Genomic DNA, 20,039 nt, shown 5'->3' on the forward strand with positions numbered 1-20,039 from the left:
CGTCGCCGCGGCCGAGGAGGCGCCCCGTCCAGCACCGGGCACGGCACACCCGCGCGAACCTCCTCGGCCGCGGCCCTGCTTCAACGGGCCGACAAGATCCCCGCCGTCCGACCGCCGCATGATGCAGCCCAGTTCGCGTCGTGGTCCTCCGCCCAACTGCGTCGCGTGGGCCGCACGAACCGACCGGTCCGCTCTCCGGCTCGGACGTGCGACCTCCGCGGTGTCCCTCGGTGCGGCGCCCCGGCGGATCCTTCCCGCGGGCCGGACCCGCGCCTCGCCGGGCCCGACCACATGGGTTCCCGAAAGGGGTGCACCAGGGCAGTAATCGGCGTCGGCGGGTGTCCGGGGGCCGGGGACGGGCGCGGGTCAGGTGCCGAGTTCCTTGTCGATGAAGTCGAAGATCTCGTCGTCGGTGGCTTCGTTGATGTGCTCGGCCGTGTGAGGGGCCGTGTCAGGGGCGGCGTCGGGAGTGGCGAGGCGCTGGGCGAGGGCGCGGAGGCGGGTGGACAGGGCCGCACGGTCTTCCGGGGCGACGCCGTGGGAAGCGAGGTCGAGTGCCCGCTCGAGGTCGGTGAGGGCGGTGGCGACGTCGCCGGGAGCGGCGGCCTCGGCGGTCGGGGCGGTCGCGGCGGCGAACTCCCCCGCGAGGTGGGTCGCGAGGGCGAGCGGTGTGGGGTGGTCGAAGGCGAGTGTCGTGGGCAGGCGCAGGCCCGTGGCCGCGCCGAGGCGGTTGCGGAGGTCCACGGCGGTGAGGGAGTCGAAGCCCAGGTCGAGGAGTCCCCGGTCGGTCGGTACCGCGTCGGGCCCGTCCATCACGAGGACGGCCGCGATGTTCGTGCGGACCAACGCCATGATTTCCCGGTGCCGTTCGGCTTCCGGAAGGACCGCGACGCGCGACGCGAAAGGCGGTTCGGTGGCGAGGGCGGGTGCCGAGGCGGGGCGCGGAGTCGCGACGAGGCCGCGCAGGATGTGCGGCAGTGTTCCCGAGGCCGCCTGCACACGCAGTGCGGAGCGGTCCAGGCTCAGCGGAACGAGTGCGGCTTTGTCCACCGCGAGCGCCGCGTCGAACAGGGCCAATCCGTGGTCGTGTTCGATCGGGACGACGCCGGCACGGGCCAGACGGGCGGTCTCGGAGGCGGCCAGGGTGCCGCCCATGCCGGACGCCTCGGCGGCCCACAGCCCCCACGCGAGCGACACGGCCGGGAGACCGAGGCCGCGGCGGTAGGCGGCCAGGCCGTCCAGGAAGGTGTTGGCCGCCGCGTAGTTGCCCTGTCCCGCGTTGCCCAGGACCCCCGCGGCGGACGAGAACAGCACGAAGAACGCCAGGTTCTGATCCCGCGTCAACTCGTGGAGATGCCAGGCCGCGTCGACCTTGGGCCGGAAGACCCGGGCGAGGCGCTCCGCGTCCAGTGAGGCGACGACACCGTCGTCCAGCACACCGGCGGCGTGCACCACACCGCGCAAGGGGAACTCCGTCGGGATCTCGGCCATCAGGCCTGCCACGGCGTCCCGGTCGCCCACGTCGACGGACGCGAAGACGACCGACGCGCCGTGTGCGGCGAGTTCCGCCTCCAACGCGACGGCTCCGGGGGCGGAGGCCCCGCGACGGCTCGCCAGCACCAACCGCCGTACGCCATACCGTGCGACCAGGTGCCGGGCCACGAGACCGCCCAGCGCACCCGACGCGCCGGTCACCAACACCGTTCCGTCGGCGACGGGTTCGGGCGTCCGCGCGGCGGCGGACGGCAGGGGCACGCGCTTGAGGCGCGGCGCGTGGAGCGTGCCGTCGCGCAGCGCGGCCTGGGTGAGATCGAGGCGGGCCATCTCGTCGGCGCGGGCGAGGAGTTCGTCCGGTCCGAGGTCGTCGTCGATGTCGAGCAGGAGGATGCCGCCGGAATCCTCGGATTGCGCCGAGCGTACGAGCCCCCACACGGCGGCCCCGCCGAGACTCGCGACCGTCTCGAACTCGCGTGCGGCCACGGCGTGTCGGGTCACCACGAGCAGCCGGTCGTGGTCACCGGCCCGCCCGGCGTGGATCACGTCGAGGACGGAGGACGCCGCGTCCGGCGGCGACGCGTCGACGGGTACGCGGTGGACGACGCCGTCGACGACCGAACGCTCCGGCGGTCCCGCGGCGGGCACCGCTTCCCACGCGACCGCCAGGAGGTCGTCGGCGAGGCGGCCGAAGGGCGTTGCGGCAGCCGCGGCTTCGCGCAACTGCTCCGGCGTGACCTCCCGCAGCGCGAGACCGCCGATCGTGGCGACCGGTGTGCCGTGCTCGTCGGTCACCCGCACGCTCACCGTTTCGGTGGGGGTTCCGCTGCCCGACGCCGTGACACGAACTCGGGCCGCTTGTATGCCATTTGTGTGGATCACGACGTCCGACCACGTGAACGGGACGCGCAGCGGGGAGGTCCCCTGGGCCACGAAGACGGCGTGCAGCGCCGCGTCCCACAGCGCGGGGTGTATGCCGAACCCGGCCACCTCGGCGCTCTCGGGGAGCGCGGCCTCCGCGAGGACGTCCCCGCTGTCGGGGTCGCGCCACGCGGCGCGCAGGCCGCTGAAGGTCGGGCCGTAGCCGAATCCGACCGACGCGAGTTCGGCGTACAGCCCGTCCACGGGGACGGGGACCGCGCCGGGCGGCGGCCACGCCGCCATGTCCCGCTCGGCCACGGCCGCTTCGCCGGGCCGCAGCAGGCGGCCCACCGCGTGGCGCCGCCACGCGGGCGGATCGTCGGCGGCGGCGTCGGGCCGCGAATGCACCGTGACGGTACGGCCGTCCGTGGCGTCGGGGTCGCCGACCACAACGTGCAGGACGACCGCTTCGTCTTCGGTGAGAACCAAGGGCGTCTCCAATGTCAGGTCGTCCACGCGTGGCGTGCCGGTGCGGGCCCCGGCGGCGAGCACGAGGTCGACCAGGGCGGTGCCGGGCACCACGATGGTCCCGGCGACCGTGTGGTCGGCGAGCCAGGGGTGTGCCCGCGGCGAAATCCGGCCGGTGAGCAACACCCCGCCGCCGTCCGGGAGATCGAACGCGGCGCCGAGAAGCGGGTGTCCGGTCCCCCGGTGTCCGGATGCGGCCCGATCGCCGGTGCCGGTGGGCGGCTCGTCGAGCCAATACCGCTTGCGTTGGAACGGGTACGTGGGCAGGTCGAAGCGGCGCCACCCGTCCTGGACCGGCCCCGGCCGGACGGCGGCGAGCAGGGCCGGCCAGTCGACGTCGGTGCCGTGGGCCCAGAGGGTCGCGACGGCGGCGACCAGGGTTTCCTCCTCCGGGCGGCTGCGGCGTTGTGCGGCGACGACGGTCTCGTGGTCGGGAGCGCCGTCCGCGAGCAGGCCGGAGAGGGCCGCGTCGGGCCCGACCTCCAGGAAGCGGGTGACGCCGGTTGCCCGGGCGGTGGCGATGCCGTCGGAGAAGCGGACGGCGTCGCGGACGTGGCGAACCCAGTAGTCCGGCGTCAGGATCTCGTCCCCCGCGACTTCCCCGCTGAGGTTGGACACCAGCGGGACGGACGGCTCGGCGTACGCGACCGACTCCAGGACGGCTCGGAACTCCTCCAGCATCGGGTCCATGTGGGACGAGTGGAACGCGTGCGACACCCGCAGCCGCGACACCCGCACGCCCCGGCCACGCCACAACTCCTCCAGACCGTCGATCGCATCGCCGTCGCCCGACAGCACCACCGACGCGGGACCGTTCACCGCCGCCACCGACACACTCGCGGGCAAAGCACCCACCTCCGCCTCCGGGACCGCGACCGCGAGCATCGCCCCACCGGGAACCGCGCGTTCACGCATGAGCCGACCACGGGCAACGACCACGCGCGCGGCGTCCTCCAACGACCACACTCCCGCAACGTGCGCCGCCGCCAGTTCCCCGATCGAATGCCCCACCAGCACATCCGGCCGCACACCCCAGTCCTCCAACAACCGGAACAACGCCACCTCGACCGCGAACAACGCCGGCTGCGCCCACCACGTCTCATGAACCAGACCGCTGTCCCACACCTCCGCCAACGGCCGATCGAGATGGACGTCCAACACGGCCGACACCTCGGCCAACACCTCCGCGAACACCGGGAAGCGCGCGGCCAGTTCCCGTGCCATGCCCGGTCGCTGACTCCCCTGTCCGGAGAACAGGAACCCCAGTCCGCCCGGAGACACCACGCCGGTCACCACGCGCGCGGCAGCGGTGTCGGGACCGGCCAGGTCCGTGAGCCTGTTCGCGAGGGCCGCCGCGTCGTTCCCGAGCGCCACCGCCCGTTCGGTGAAGCCGTGACGCGAGGTCGCCAGCGCGTGCGCGACCTGTGCCGCATCCGCGCCGCCGACGACGCGGCCGAGCCGGGACGCCACGTCGCGCAGGGCGGCGGCGTTGCGCGCCGAGAGAGGCCACGGGACCAGTGCCGTCGACGGTACCTCCGCGGGCTCGTCCCGGGCCGTGAACTCGTCGGCTTCATCGGCTTGTTCGAGGATGACGTGGGCGTTCGTCCCACTGATCCCGAAGGACGACACCGCTGCGCGTCGGGGTCCGGAACTCTCGGGCCAGGGCCGGGCCTCGGTCAGCAGCTCCACCGCACCCGCCGACCAGTCCACGTGCGGCGACGGCTCATCCACGTGCAGCGTGCGCGGCAGCACACCGTGCCGCATCGCCATCACCATCTTGATCACACCAGCCACACCCGCAGCCGCCTGCGTATGACCGATATTCGACTTCAACGACCCCAACCACAACGGCTCACCCCCCGCCCGCCGCTCACACCCATACGTCGCCAGCAACGCCTGCGCCTCGATCGGATCACCCAACCGCGTCCCCGTCCCGTGCCCCTCCACCACATCCACATCCGCCGCCGACAACCCCGCACCCGCCAACGCCCGACGAATCACCCGCTGCTGCGACGGACCATTCGGCGCCGTCAACCCATTCGACGCCCCATCCTGATTCACCGCACTCCCCCGCACCACCGCCAACACCCGGTGCCCGAGACGCCGCGCATCCGACAACCGCTCCACCAACACCAACCCGACACCCTCACCCCACCCCGTACCGTCCGCACCCGCCCCATACGCCTTGCACCGGCCATCCGGAGACAGACCCCGCTGACGACTGAACTCCACAAACGTCGCCGGCGTCGCCATCACCGTCACCCCACCCGCCAACGCCACATCACACTCACCCGACCGCAACGCCTGCCCCGCCAAATGCAACGCCACCAACGACGACGAACACGCCGTATCCACCGTCACCGCAGGCCCCTCCAAACCGAACGTGTACGCGATGCGACCTGAAGCGACGCTGCCGGCGCTGCCGCTCACGAGATAGCCCTCGAAGCCGTCCGGCGCCTCGCGGAGCCGTGAGCCGTAGTCGTCGTACATCACGCCGGTGAAAACCCCCGCCGACGAACCCCGCAAAGTCGCCGGGTCGATACCCGCGTTCTCGAACACCTCCCACGCCGTCTCCAACAGCAACCGCTGCTGCGGATCGGTGGCCAGAGCCTCGCGCGGGCTCATGCCGAAGAACTCGGGGTCGAACGTGTCGGCGTCGTAGAGGAAGCCGCCGGACCGGGAGTACGTGGTCCCCGCGTGGTCGGGGTCGGGGTGGAACAGGGTGTCCAGGTCCCATCCCCGGTTGTCGGGCAGCCCACCGATCGCGTCGCCGCCGCGGCGCACCAGATCCCACAAGTCCTCGGGTGACGCCACACCGCCGGGATAGCGGCAGGCCATGCCCACGATCACCACCGGGTCGTCATCCACCAGGTCGCGCGGCGCCGACACCGGCACCCCTTGCTCCGCGGCCCCGGCCAGTTCACGCCACAGGAACTCGGCGAGCGCTCCGGGCGTCGGATGGTCGAACACGGCCGTCGCGGGCAACGCGACGCCGGTCTCCGCCTGCAGGACGTTGCGCAGTTCGACGGCGGTCAGCGAGTCGAACCCCGCGTCGGTGAAGGCCCTCCCGGCGTCGACCGACGCCGCCGACCGGTGACCGAGGACATCCGCGACGCGCCGGGCGACCAACTCGACCACCATGCGCCGCTGTTCCGGCTCGCCGAGTCCGATCAGGCGTCCGGCGAGGCCGTCGGCGGCACCTGTGTCCCGCCGCGTCGTCACCACGCGGCGGCGGCCACCGCCGCGGACCAGGCGCGAGAGCAGCACGGGGAGGGCCGCCTCGCGCAGGCCCGCGAGGTCGAGTGCCGCCGCGACGACGGTCGCGTGTCCGGACGCCAATCCCCGGTCGAACAAGGCCAGTCCGCGATCGACGGGCAGTTCGGCGATGCCTTGGCGGCCGATCCGCGCGACGTCCGCCGCGCCCAACTGCTCGCCCATCCCGGACGTGCTCTCCCACAGCCCCCACGCGTACGACGTCGCGGGCAGGCCCTCGGCGGTCCGGCGGACCGCGAGCGCGTCCAAGTACGCGTTGGCGGCGGCGTAGTTGCCCTGCCCCGCGGTCCCGAGGACTCCGGCGACGGAGGAGAACAGCGCGAAGAACGCCAGGTCGTGATCCCGCGTCAATGCGTCGAGGTGCCAGGCCGCGTCGACCTTCGGGCGGAACACGCCCGCCACGCGCGCCTCGTCGAGGGAGGTGAGGACTCCGTCGTCAAGAACGCCCGCCGCGTGGACGACGCCGCGCAGCGGGAAGTCGTCGGGAACAGCCTCCAACACCTGGGCCAGCGAGGCCCGGTCGGCGACATCGCACGACGCGAAGTCCACGGCGACGCCGGACGTACGCAGCTCGGCCGCCAACTCCGCCGCCCCCGGGGCGGATTCGCCGCGGCGGCTCACCAGCAGAAGGCGGGCCGGGGCGTACGTCTCGGCGATGTGCCGGGCCATGAGAACGCCGAGCGCTCCCGAGGCACCGGTCACCAACACCGTTCCACCACCGAGCGGTTCCGGCGGGACGGGGTCACGAGGAGCCGGGTCGGTGTCACGGACGAGGCGCGGAACGAAGGCGTGACCGCCGCGAATGGCGACCTGGGGTTCCCCGGAGGCCGCGATCCTCGCGAGCAGTTCCGGCGACGGCGCCGCGGGGTCACCTTCGGCATCGGCGCCGGTGTCGAGATCGAGCAGTACGAACCGGCCCGGGTTCTCCGCCTGGGCGGATCGCACCAGCCCCCACACGGCGGCACCCGCGGGGTCGATCGCGCCCGCGTCGGCGTCCCGGACGCGAACGGCGTGGCGTGTCAGGACGATGCGCGGGGACGCGGCGGCCGGCTCGGCGGCGTCGGTCGTGAGATCGTCGCGAAGTGCGGCCAGGACGTTCGACACCGCGCGCAGAGCCGCTTCCGGCGTCGCGCCCGCCGGACCGCGCGCCGGACCGCCCACGGCGAGCGCGGCGTCGATGCGCGGCGGAGCGGCGTCGACCTGTCCCGCCGCCGACGCCAGAGGAAACCAGTCGAGTCGGTAGAGCGTGTCGTCCTCGGGGGCGACGGCCGCCGCCAATTCGCGTCCGGCGACCTCACGCAGTACCAACTCGCCGATGTGCAGAACAAGTTCACCGCTCTCGGCCACCGCGGTGACGGACACCGCGTCGGGGCCGGTCTCGGTCATCCGGACGCGCAGAGCCCGTGCCCCGGCAGCCGCCACGGTCACATGCGACCACGCGAACGGGACGCGCAGGCGAGCGGTTCCGCCGAGGACGAAAACCGTGTGCAGTGCGGCGTCCCACAAAGCCGGGTGGATGCCGAATCCGGTCGTGTCGGCGTCGTCCGGCAGGCGGACTTCGGCGTACGCGGTCCGGTCGTCGGCACGGTCGCGCCACGCACCCGCCAGTCCTCGAAAGACCGGCCCGTAGCCGAAGCCGGTGTCGGCGAGTTCGCGGTAGACGTCCGCCACGGGGATCGGAGCCGCGTGCGGGGGCGGCCACGCGGTCGGTGGTTCGGCGGCCGGGGGTGCGACGCCGGTGACAAGCCGTCCGACCGCGTGCCGCCGCCAATCGGCACCCGCGTCGACCTCCGGGCCTGTGCCGGGGTCAGGGCGTGCGTGAACCGCGACGACCCGCGACCCGTCCCCGGCGTCGTCCGCCGGTCCGACCACCACGTGCACCTGAATCGCGCCCTGCTCGGGAATGCCCAGCGCGGCTTCGAGGGTGAAGTCGGCGAGGACCGGCACACCGAGTGCGTCGCCCGCGTGAACGGCCATATCGGCCAAAGCCGTTCCCGGAAGGAGCACGGTGTCGAGCACCGCGTGATCGGCGAGCCAGGGGTGGGCCTCCGACGACAGGCGCCCGGTGAAGACGGTCGTGTCGGACCCCGCCGGGGCCACCACGGCACTGAGGAACGCGTGGTCCGCGAGGCCGAGACCGGCGGCGGCGACATCGGTCGGACGGTCGTCGCTCGCGTCGATCCAGTAGCGCTCGTGTTGGAACGGGTAGGTGGGCAGGTCGACGCGGCGTCCCGTGGCGGGGACGATCGCGCGCCAGTCGACGTCACTGCCGTGGACCCACAACGTGGCCACCGCCGTGAGAAGCACCTCGTCCTCGGGACGACCGCGACGCAGCGCGGCGACGGCGATCTCACCGTCCGGGGCACCGTCGGCGAGCAGACCGGACAGGGCGGCGTCCGGGCCGACTTCGAGGAAGCGGGTCACACCGGATTCGCGCGCGGTCCGCACCCCGTCGGCGAACCGCACGGCCTCGCGGACGTGCCGGACCCAGTAGTCCGGCGTCCGGATCTCCTCCCCCGCACGTTCCCCGGTCAGATTCGAGACCAACGGAATCCTCGGCTCGGCATACGCCACCGATGCCAGCACGGCCCGGAACGCGTCCAGCATCGGGTCCATGTGGGACGAGTGGAACGCGTGCGACACCCGCAGCCGCGACACCCGCACACCCCTGGCCCGCCACAGCCTCTCCACATCGCCGATCGCCTCGGCATCGCCCGACAACACCACCGCCCCGGGACCGTTCACCGCCGCGACCGAAACACCGTCAGGAAGGACACCCACCTCGGCCTCCGGAACCGCCACCGCGAGCATCGCCCCGCCAGGGACGGCGAGTTCCCGCATCAACCGGCCTCGGGCCACCACCACCCGCGCGGCATCCTCCAGCGACCACAACCCCGCCACATACGCCGCCGCCAACTCACCCACCGAATGCCCCACCAGCACATCCGGCCGCACACCCCACTGCTCCAACAACCGGAACAACGCCACCTCGACCGCGAACAACGCCGGCTGCGCGAACCACGTCTCATGAACCAGATCGGTGTCCCACACCTCCGCCAACGGCCGATCGAGATGAGCATCCAACGCGGCCGACACCTCGGCCAACGCCTCCGCGAACACCGGGAAACGCAAAGCCAGTTCACGACCCATCCCCAGCCGCTGACTCCCCTGCCCCGAGAACAGGAACCCCAGCTCACCCGACGACACAGCCCCCGACACAAACCCCGGACCCGACCGGGCAGAGGACGACACCAGCCCGTCCAGCGCCGCAGCCAACCCGGCACCGTCCCGAGCCACCACCACCGCACGCTCACCGAAAACGTGCCGGTCCGTCACCAACGCCCGTGCGATGTCGGCGTCCCGCGCTCCGCCCCGGCGTTCCGCCCCGGTGTCCGCGCCGATCACGCCCGCGAGGCGCGCGGCGGACTCCCGCACCGCCTCGGGGGTGCGCGCCGATATCACCCACGGCACCACCACCGGAGCGCCGTCGAGCGCCGCGCCGACCGCGCTCTCGCGGCGGTCCGCTTCCGGCTCAGCGGCCACGTCCGCATCCGCGTCGGTTTCCTCCTCGATGCCCGGGCCGACACCACGCTGCTCATCCGCGCCATGCACCGCACCGGACGCCGCGTCCCCGACCGGCGAACCACCGGTCCCCGTCTCGGACTCGTCGTCCCCCTGCTCAAGAATCACATGCGCGTTCGTCCCGCTGATCCCGAAGGACGACACCCCCGCCCGGCGGGGCTCCCCGGTCACCGGCCACGCCCGCTCCTCGGCCAACAGGGCGACAGCACCGTCATCCCACGCGACATGCGGTGACGGTTCGTCGACGTGCAGCGTGCGCGGCAGCACGCCATGCCGCATCGCCATCACCATCTTGATCACACCGCCGACACCCGCAGCCGCCTGCGCGTGACCGATGTTCGACTTCAACGACCCCAGGAACAACGGCTCACCCCCCGCCCGCCGCTCACGCCCATACGTCGCCAGCAACGCCTGCGCCTCGATCGGATCACCCAACCGCGTCCCGGTCCCGTGCCCCTCCACCACATCCACATCAGCCGCCGACAACCCCGCACTCGCCAACGCCCCGCGAATCACCCGCTGTTGCGACGGACCATTCGGCGCGGTCATGCCGTTCGACGCGCCGTCCTGGTTCACGGCCGTACCGCGGACGACGGCGAGTACGCGCCGGCCGTTCCGCCGGGCGTCCGACAGGCGCTCGACGACCAGCAGCCCGACACCCTCACCCCACCCCGTGCCGTCCGCACCCGCCCCATACGCCTTGCACCGGCCATCCGGAGACAGACCCCGCTGACGACTGAACTCCACAAACGTCGTCGGCGTCGACATCACCGTCACACCACCGACCAGCGCCAGCGAGCATTCGCCGTTCCGCAGGGCCTGTCCCGCGAGGTGCAGGGCGACGAGCGAGGACGAGCACGCGGTGTCGACGGTCACCGCGGGGCCTTCGAGGCCGAACGTGTACGCGACCCGGCCGGTGGCGACGCTGCCCAGGTTTCCGCCGAGCAGATAGCCCTCGGCCTCCTCGGGGGCGCTGCCGAGCCTGGCTCCGTAGTCGAAGTACATGACGCCGGCGAAGACGCCGGTCGCGCTGCCGCGCAGCTCCTCCGGATCGATCCCGGCATGCTCGAACGCCTCCCACGCCGTCTCCAACAGCAACCGCTGCTGCGGATCCGTCGCCGCCGCCTCGCGCGGCGAGACGCCGAAGAAATCGGCGTCGAATCGGGCGGCGTCGTACAGGAAGCCGCCGTCGCGCGTGTAGCTGGTGCCCGACCGCTCGGGGTCGGGGTCGTACAGGCTGTCGACGTCCCACCCTCGGTCGCTCGGCCACGCGCCGATCGCGTCGCCGCCGCTCGCGACCAGGCGCCACAGGTCGTCGGGGGACGCGACGCCGCCGGGGAAGCGGCAGGACATGCCGACGATCGCGAGGAGTTCGTCGTCGCGGACGGTCGCTGGGGCGGCGCCCCGGGCGTGCGCCGCGTCGGGGTTCGGGGCGGATCCGCCCATCCCGCGCAGCAGTTCGGTCCCGAGAAACCCGGCCAGGGCCGTGGGTGACGGGTAGTCGAACGTGGTGGTGACCGGCAGGCGCAGTCCGGTCACGGTGCCCAGGCGGTTGCGCAGTTCGACACCCGTGAGCGAGTCGAAGCCGAGTTCCTTGAACGCCTTGTCCCCGGCGATGAGTTCGGTTCCCGCGTGGCCGAGTACGGCGGCGACCTGGGCGCTGACGAGGTCGAGCAGTTCGCGGTCGCGTTCGTCGTCGGGGAGGGCGGCGAGACGGGCCGCGAGGCCGGGCGCGGACGCGGCGGTGCCGACGTTCTCGCGGGCGGCGCGGCGCGGCCGTTCGCGGACGAGGCCGCGGAAGAGCGCGGGGACGTCGTGCGTTTCCCCGTCTCGGGTGCGGAGGGCCCTCAGGTCCCAGGAGGCGGGCAGCAGGTGCGGCGGGGTATCCGCACGTGCGGCGGCGGCGAACGCGGTGTCGAAGAGCCTGAGTGCCGCGTCGGTGCGCAGGGGCGCGATGCCGGAGCGGCGCAGGCGGGCGACGTCGGTCTCGGTCATGGCCGCGGTGACGCCGCCGGACTCCTCCCACAGTCCCCAGCCCAGGGCGAGGGCGTGCAGGCCCTGACCGCGGCGGTGGGCCGCCAGCGCGTCCAGGGCGGCGTTGGCGGCGGCGTAGTTGGCCTGTCCGGCGCTGCCGAGCGTCGCGGTGACGGAGGAGAAGAGGACGAACGCGGCGAGTTCGGTCCCCTGATCCCGTGTCAATTCGTGGAGGTGCCAGGCCGCGTCGGCTTTGGCGGCCAGGACGCGGGCCAGGCGTTCCGGCGTCAGCGACGCGATGACGCCGTCGTCGCCGATGCCCGCGAGGTGGACGACGGCGGACAGCGGGTGCGCGTCCGGCACGGCCGCGAGCATCTGGGCCACCGCGTCGCGGTCGGCGACGTCGCAGGCCGCGAAGGCCACGGAGGCTCCCTCCGCGGTGAGTTCGGCCTCCAACGCTCGGGCGCCGGGGGCCTCCGCGCCGCGTCGGCCGACGAGGAGCAGGTGGCGTACCCCGTACCGGGTCACGAGGTGGCGGGCGATGATCGCGCCGAGCGTTCCGGTGCCGCCGGTGATCAACACGGTTCCGTCGGAGGGGAGTTGGCGTTCGGGTGGTGCGGAGTCGTCGTGAGCCGCGGTGTTCGCGTGGGTGAGCCTGGGGACCAGCAGGTCGTTCCCGCGCAGCGCGAACTGGGATTCGCCGTCGGACCGGGCGATCCGCGCCACCAGTGCGGTGCGGTCGAGCGCGCCTCCGAGGGGGTCCGCGCCCGCGGCGGACGACGGCAGATCGAGCAGCAGGATCCGTTCCGGTGCCGCGGCTTCGAGCATCGCGGACCGGACGAGCCCCCACGCGGCGGTCGCGGCCGGGTTCACGCGGGAGGGCGGCTCATCCGCCTCCGTGGTGCGGGCGATGGCCCAGGCTTCCTGCGTCACCAGGACGAGGCGGGAGTCGGCGAACTCGTCCGTCGCCGCGGCGTCCGTCCACCACCGCATCAGCTCCAGGGCGAACGCCGCGCTGTCGCGAACGGCCGCGGGAACGTCATCGGACTTCTCGGCGGGGGTGGGGAGTTCGACGAACACCCAGGCGGGTGCGGGGTGGGTTCCCGCCGCGATCGCGGCCGTCAGCGCCGCGTGATCGGCGTGGTGGGCGCCGCCGGAAGCGGAGGTGTCCGGCCCGATGACGGCATAGGCGCCGGGGTCGAATGGGTGTCCGTTCTCGGGGACTTCGCCGCTGCCCGTGGGAATCCAGTCGACGGCGAGCAGGGCGTCCGGCCCCGGGCGCGGCGCGGCGGCGACCTTGCCCGAACTCTCCCGCAGGACCAGGGCGTCCACGGACAGCACGGGGTCACCGGCAGCGTCGGCGGCGGAGATCCGCAGTCCCCCGGCGCCGTTCGTGTCGACGCACACGCGCAGGGTCGACGCTCCGGTGGCGGCCAGGCGGATGCCCGACCAGGCGAAGGGCAGCCGCAGCGCCGCGTCGTCGGCTTCGACACCGAGGGCGGCGTGCAACACGGCGTCCAGCAGGGCGGGGTGGACGCCGAACTCCCGCGCCTGTGCGGCGACGGGCTCCGTGAGCGCGACTTCGGCGAGGATCCGGCCGTCGGCACGTCGCCACAGCGCCCGGAGTCCGGTGAACGCGGCGCCGTAGCCGTAGCCCCGGGCCGCGAGCCGGTCGTAGGCCTCGGCGACGTCCACGGCCTCCGCCTCCGAGGGCGGCCAGGCCGCGAACTCCCGTGCCGCGTCGGCGGGAAGAGCGGCCACGGGCCCGGGGGTGTCGGCGGAGAGAAGGCCGGTCGCGTGCCGCGTCCACGGGACGGTGTCGAGGCCGTCCGCGCGGACGTCGTAGGCGCCGCCCGCCGCGTCGGCCGGACGCGCGTGCACGGTCAGGGTCCGGTCGCCGCGGTCGTCCGGTGCGCTCACCGCGACCTGGACGTCCACGCGGGCGTTCTCGGTCAGGACGAGCGGGGTCTCCACGGTGAGTTCGCGGACGACCGGGGTTCCGGCGATCAGTCCGGCGTGCAGGGCGAGTTCCACGAATGCCGTGCCCGGCACGAGAACAGTGCCGCCCACCGCGTGGTCCGCCAGCCAGGGGTGGTCGGCGAGGGCCAGGCGCCCGGTGAACAGCTGGCCTTCCGCGTCGGCGAGCCCGACCACGGCGTGCAGGAAGGGGTGCTCCGACGCCGCGAGCCCCGCCGCGGTCACGTCGGCTCCCGGGGTGGGCGGCGCGAGCCAGTAGGTTCGGCGCTGGAACGGATAGGTGGGCAGGTCGGCGTGGCGGCCGGTGGCGGGGACGATCGCGCGCCAGTCGACGTCGGTGCCGTGGACCCACAGGGTGGCCGCCGCCGTCAGGAGGACGTCGTCCTCGGGACGGCCGCGGCGCAGCGCGGCGACGGCGACCTCACCCTCCGGGGCGCTGTCGGCCAGGAGGCCGGACAGGGCGGCGTCCGGGCCGACTTCGAGAAAGCGCGTGGCGCCCAGGTCGCGGGCCGTCGCGACGCCGTCCGCGAAGCGGACGGCCTCGCGGACGTGGCGGACCCAGTAGTCCGGTGTGCGTACCTCGTCCCCCGCGCGTTGCCCGGTCAGGTTCGACACGAGGTGCAGGGACGGCTCGGCGTATGCCACCGATTCGAGCACGGTCCGGAAAGCGTCCAGCATCGGGTCCATGTGGGACGAGTGGAACGCGTGCGAGACCCGCAGCCGCGACACCCGCACACCCCGGCCGCGCCACGACTCCTCCAGGCCCGCGATCGCGTCGGCGTCCCCGGAGAGCACCACCGCCGCCAGGCCGTTCACCGCCGCGACGGAGACCCCGTCGGGGAGGGCACCGAGTTCGGTCTCCGGGACCGCGACCGCGAGCATCGCCCCACCGGGAACCGCGCGTTCACGCATGAGCCGACCGCGCGCGACGACCACCCGCGCGGCGTCGTCCAGGGACCACAGCCCCGCGACATGCGCCGCGGCCAGTTCCCCGATCGAATGCCCGACCAGGACATCCGGCCGCACACCCCAGTCCTCCAGCAACCGGAACAACGCCACCTCGACCGCGAACAACGCCGGCTGCGCCCACCACGTCTCATGAACCAGACCGCTGTCCCACACCTCCGCCAACGGCCGATCGAGATGCACGTCCAACACGGCCGACACCTCGGCCAACACCTCCGCGAACACCGGGAAACGCGCGGCCAGTTCCCGGCCCATGCCGAGCCGCTGACTCCCCTGCCCGGAGAACAGGAAGCCCAGCCCTCCGGGCGAGGCCGCCGCCGAGACGAACCCGGGCCCCGATGCGGGCGAGGGCGACGCCAACGCGGCCAACGCGGTGGTCAGTTGCCCGCCCGTACGGCCGAACGCGACCGCGCGCTCGGCGAATACGCACCGGCCCGTGACCAACGCGCGGGCAACGTCGCGGTGGTCCGGCCGGTCGCCGTCCTCGCGCTGCGCCCGTCGCGCCAGCCGCGCGGCGGACTCGCGAACCGCTTCGGGGGTCCGGGCCGACAGGATCCACGGCACGACCCGGTCTTCGACGGCGTCCGCGGTACGGTTCCCGGGCCCGTCGGCGTCGGTGGGGGTGCCGGGATCGGCGGGGGCGCCGGCGTCGGCAAGCGCGGCGGAGGCAGGCGCCTCGGCCGGGAAGTCGCCCGGCACCGCCGCGTGTTCGTCGTCCGCCTGCTCAAGGATGACGTGCGCGTTCGTCCCACTGATCCCGAACGACGAGACCCCCGCCCGGCGTGGCTCCGAACGCGCGGGCCACGCACGGGACTCGGTCAGCAGCGCGACCGCACCCGCCGACCAGTCCACATGCGGTGACGGCTCGTCGACGTGCAGCGTGCGCGGCAGCACGCCGTGCCGCATCGCCATCACCATCTTGATCACCCCGGCCACCCCCGCGGCGGCCTGCGCGTGACCGATGTTCGACTTCAACGACCCGAGCCACAACGGCGCCTCGGGGTCGCGGTCGCGCCCGTACGTCGCGATCAGGGCCTCCGCCTCGATCGGGTCGCCGAGCGACGTCCCGGTGCCGTGCGCCTCCACGGCATCGACCTGGGCCGGCGTCAGGCGCGCGTTCTCCAGCGCGGTGCGCAGAACGCGCTCCTGTGCGGGCCCGTTGGGTGCGGTGAGTCCGTTGGACGCACCGTCCTGGTTCACCGCGCTGCCGCGGACGACCGCGAGCACGCGATGCCCGCGGCGCCTCGCGTCGGACAGGCGTTCGAGCAGGAGCATGCCCGCGCCCTCGGCCCAACCCGTGCCGTTCGCCCCGGCGGCGAAGGCCTTGCAGCGCCCGTCCGGGGCCAGGCCGCGCTGGCGGCTGAACTCGACGAACATGCCGGGCGTCGCCATGACCGTGACGCCGCCCGCGAGGGCCATCGTGCATTCGCCCTGCCGCAGCGCCTGGCTCGCCAGGTGCAGGGCGACGAGCGAGGACGAACACGCGGTGTCGACGGTCACGGCCGGGCCCTCGAGGCCGAGCGTGTACGACACACGGCCCGAGGCGACGCTCGTCGTACTGCCGGTCAGCAGGTAGCCGTCGTGGCCGTCGGCGGGTTCGTGCAGGCGGGGGCCGTACTCCTGCGGCATCGCGCCGACGAAGACGCCGGTCCGGGTCCCGCGCAGCTCAGAGACGTCGATCCCGGCCCGCTCGACCGCTTCCCACGCGGTCTCCAGCAGAACGCGCTGCTGCGGGTCCATCGCCGTCGCCTCGCGCGGCGAGATCCCGAAGAACGCCGCGTCGAACGCCCCCGCGTCGTGCAGGAACCCGCCCGAGCGGGCGTAGCTGGTGCCGGGGCGGCCGGGGTCGGGGTCGTACAGGGCGTCGAGATCCCACCCCCGGTCGGAGGGGAAGCCCGAGATCGCGTCGACCTGGTCCCGGACGAGGTCCCACAGCTCCTCCGGCGACGCGACGCCCCCGGGAAGCCGGCAGCTCATGCCGACGATGGCGATCGGCTCGTCGGCCGCCGCGCGCCCGGTCGCGTCCGTCCCCGAACTCCCGTGCTCGGCCCGGAGATCGGGGTCGTCCAGGGCATCGGTCAGGTGGCGTACGACCGCGTCGGGCGTCGGATGGTTGTAGACCAGCGCGGCCGGGAGCCGCACGCCGGTGGCCGCCGCCAGGCGGTCGCGCAATTCGACGGACATCAGCGAGTCGAGGCCGAGTTCCCCGAACGCACCGGTCATGTCGACGGTGTCGGCCGTGACGTGTCCCAGGACGACGGCGATGGTGGTGCGCACGAGTTCGACCAGCCGGTCCGGCAGGTCGGGCCCGGGGGCGAAGCGCCGCGCGGGGGCGGCGGAGTCGTCCGTGTCCGGCATCGGGGGCCGGGCGGAGGTGTCCGGGGTCTGGAGCGCGGCGGAGGTGTCGATCCAGAACCGCTTGCGCTGAAACGCGTAGGTGGGCAGGTCGACGGCGCGCCCGCTCCCGGCCGGGAGCAGCGCGGACCAGTCGACGTCGGTGCCGTGCGCCCAGAGCGTGGCGACGGCGGTGAGGAGGGCGTCGTCCTCCGCGCGGTCGCGGCGTTGTGCGGCGACGGCCACTTCGCCGTCGGGTGCACTGTCGGCCGACAGACCTGTCAGGGCCGCGTCGGGGCCGATTTCGAGGAACCGGGTGACGCCCGTCGCGCGGGCGGTGGCGACGCCGTCGGCGAAGCGGACCGTCTCGCGGACGTGGCGCACCCAGTAGTCGGCGGTGCGGATCTCGTCCCCGGCGCGTTCCCCGGTCAGGTTCGAGACCAGCGGGATGGACGGCTCGGCGTACGCGACCGACTCCAGGACCGCCCGGAACTCGTCCAGCATGGGGTCCATGTGGGACGAGTGGAACGCGTGCGACACCCGCAGCCGCGACACCCGGGCACTCCGGCCGCGCCACAACTCCTCCAGGCCGGCGACCGTGTCCGCGTCGCCGGAGAGCACGACCGACGCGGGTCCGTTGATCGCCGCCACCGAGACGCCGCCGGGCAGTTCACCGAGTTCCGCTTCCGGGACGGCGACGGCGAGCATCGCCCCGCCGGGAAGGGCGAGTTCGCGCATGAGCCGCCCCCGGGCCGCGACCACGCGCGCGGCGTCCGCGAGCGACCACAGCCCCGCGACGTGGGCCGCGGAAAGCTCGCCGAGGGAATGCCCCGCCAGGACATCCGCCCGCACGCCCCAGGACTCGAGAAGCCGGAACAGCGCCACCTCGACGGCGAACAGCGCCGGCTGCGCGTGCCAGGTCTCGTGCACGAGGTCGGTGTCCCGGACGTCCGCGAGCGGCCGGTCCAGGTGCGCGTCCAGGGCGGCCGTGACCTCGGCGAGCGCCGCCGCGAACACCGGGTGACGCGAGGCCAGTTCGCGGCCCATGCCGGGACGCTGGCTGCCCTGGCCGGAGAACAGGAAGCCCAGCCCACCCGGCGAGGCCGACCCGGTCACCACCGCCGCCGAGAGCGCGCTCGGGTCGGTCAACGCGGCGAGTCCGCGGGTGAGTTCGTCGCGGTTCCGACCGAGTGCGACCGCGCGGCGCGCGAAGGTGTGGCGTGTTCGGACCAAGGCGTGCGCGATGTCCGCGGGGTCCTCCGGTTCGACGCCGCCGCCCGTGCGCTCGGCGGCGACCGCGGCATCCGCGAACTCCGCGTATTTGGCGGCTTGTTCGCGCAGCGCGTCGTCGGTGCGGGCGGACAACGGCCAGGCGAGGAGTCCGTCCGGGACGCCCGCCGGTCCGTCCGGACGCCCGGCCCGCCGTGCCCGGGCCGGGGGTTCCGCCACCACCACGTGGCAGTTCGTCCCGCCCATGCCGAACGCGCTGACGCCCGCGATCAGCGGCCGGTCGGGACGCGGCCAGTCGCCCGTCCGCGTCGGCACCGCCAACCGCAGTTCTCCGAGGGGGATGTCGGGGTTGGGCGCGGCGAAGTTGAGGCTCGCCGGAATCCTGCGGTGCCGGATGCTCAGCGCGGTCTTGATGAAGCCGACGATCCCCGCGGCGCCCTCCAGGTGCCCGACGTTGGTCTTGGCGGATCCGACGACGAGCGGGGCGTCCTCGGCGCGCCCGGCCCCGGCGCCGAGTGCCGCGCCCAGGGCCGCCGCCTCCACGGGGTCGCCGACCCGCGTGCCGGTGCCGTGGAGTTCGACGTACTGCACGGACTCCCTTGGCACGCCCGCGCGTTCGTACGCCGTCCGCAGCACGGCCTCCTGTGCCGCCGCCGTCGGCGTCGTCAGGCTCCGACCGCCGCCGTCGTTGTTCGCGGCGCTCCCCCGGATCACGCAGTACACGCGGTCGCCGTCCGCGAGTGCGTCCCGCAGTGGCTTCAGCAGGACCAGGCCGCCGCCCTCGCCGCGCACGTAGCCGTTGGCGCGCGCGTCGAAGGTGTACGAGCGCCCGTCGGGGCTGAGTCCGCCGAACTTGCCCGCGGCGACGGTGCTTTCCGGGACGAGGTTGAGGTTGACCCCGCCCGCGAGCGCGGTGGTGGCGTCGCCGCGCCGCAGGGCCTCGCAGGCGAGGTGGACGGCGACCAGCCCGGAGGCCTGCGCGGCGTCCACGGCCAGGCTGGGCCCCTGGAAGCCGAGGCTGTAGGAGATGCGGTTGGCGATGACGCCCCGGCTGAGCCCGGTGAGGGTGTGTGCGGTGATGCCGTCCGCGCCGGTGCGGTGGTGCAGTGCGGCGTAGTCGTCGCCCATGGCGCCCACGTACACGCCGGTGCGGGTGCCGCGCAGGCGCTCCGGGTCGATGCCGGCGTTCTCGCAGACCTCCCAGGCGAGTTCGAGGGCGAGGCGCTGCTGCGGGTCCATCGCGGTGGCCTCGCGCGGCGAGATCCCGAAGAAGTCGGCGTCGAACAGGTCGACGTGGTCGAGATACCCGCCGTGCCCGGTGACGGTCCGTCCCGAAACCGAGGGGTCGGCGTCGTGCGGGGCGTCGGCGTCCCGGCGGTCGGGCGGCGTCGCGGTGATGGCGTCGGTGCCGTCGCGCAGGAGGCGCCAGAACGCGGCCGGGTCGGGCGCCTGGGGAAGGCGGCAGGCGAGCCCGATCACGGCCACCGCGTCGCGCCCGGGGTCGGGCTCGCCGTCGTGCTCCGGGACTGCGGTGGTCGCGGGCGTGCGTTCGGCGGAGGACGTCGCGGGTCCCGGCTTGATCGTCATGGTCGCTTCGCTGCCCCTTCGTGCCGCCCCGCGCGACATTCTCGGCCGGGGCCTCTCCAGGAATCGGCGGTTCGCGTGCGGGCGCGAAGGCCCCCAGCGCGTCGCCATTCTGGTCGGCGGGACTAACGACCCCCTATTCGAGCGCTAAAGCGTCCGGGAATTTCCGGCCGCCGCGCACCACGGCAAAAGGGCGAGTGCTCCCGGGATGCCTCGGGCGCGGGCGGCGCAGCGTC

The 20,039-nt window shown here is 73.8% G+C and carries 1 protein-coding gene; it reads right to left on the bottom strand.

Annotated elements, in window-relative coordinates; genetic code table 11:
• Positions 1–366 precede the first annotated feature (366 nt).
• On the bottom strand, positions 367–19,806 hold the full coding sequence (locus tag LO772_RS01945; RefSeq protein ID WP_231776552.1) for a type I polyketide synthase: 19,440 nt from the start codon (positions 19,804–19,806) through the stop codon (positions 367–369).
• Positions 19,807–20,039: the final 233 nt, after the last annotated feature.

It is taken from the genome of Yinghuangia sp. ASG 101, assembly GCF_021165735.1.
Taxonomy (GTDB): Bacteria; Actinomycetota; Actinomycetes; order Streptomycetales; family Streptomycetaceae; genus Yinghuangia.

Coding starts and splice junctions, on each gene's coding strand:
- LO772_RS01945 (WP_231776552.1), bottom strand. CDS start 19,806: ATGACGATCAAGCCGGGACCCGCGACGTCCTCCGCCGAACGCACGCCC.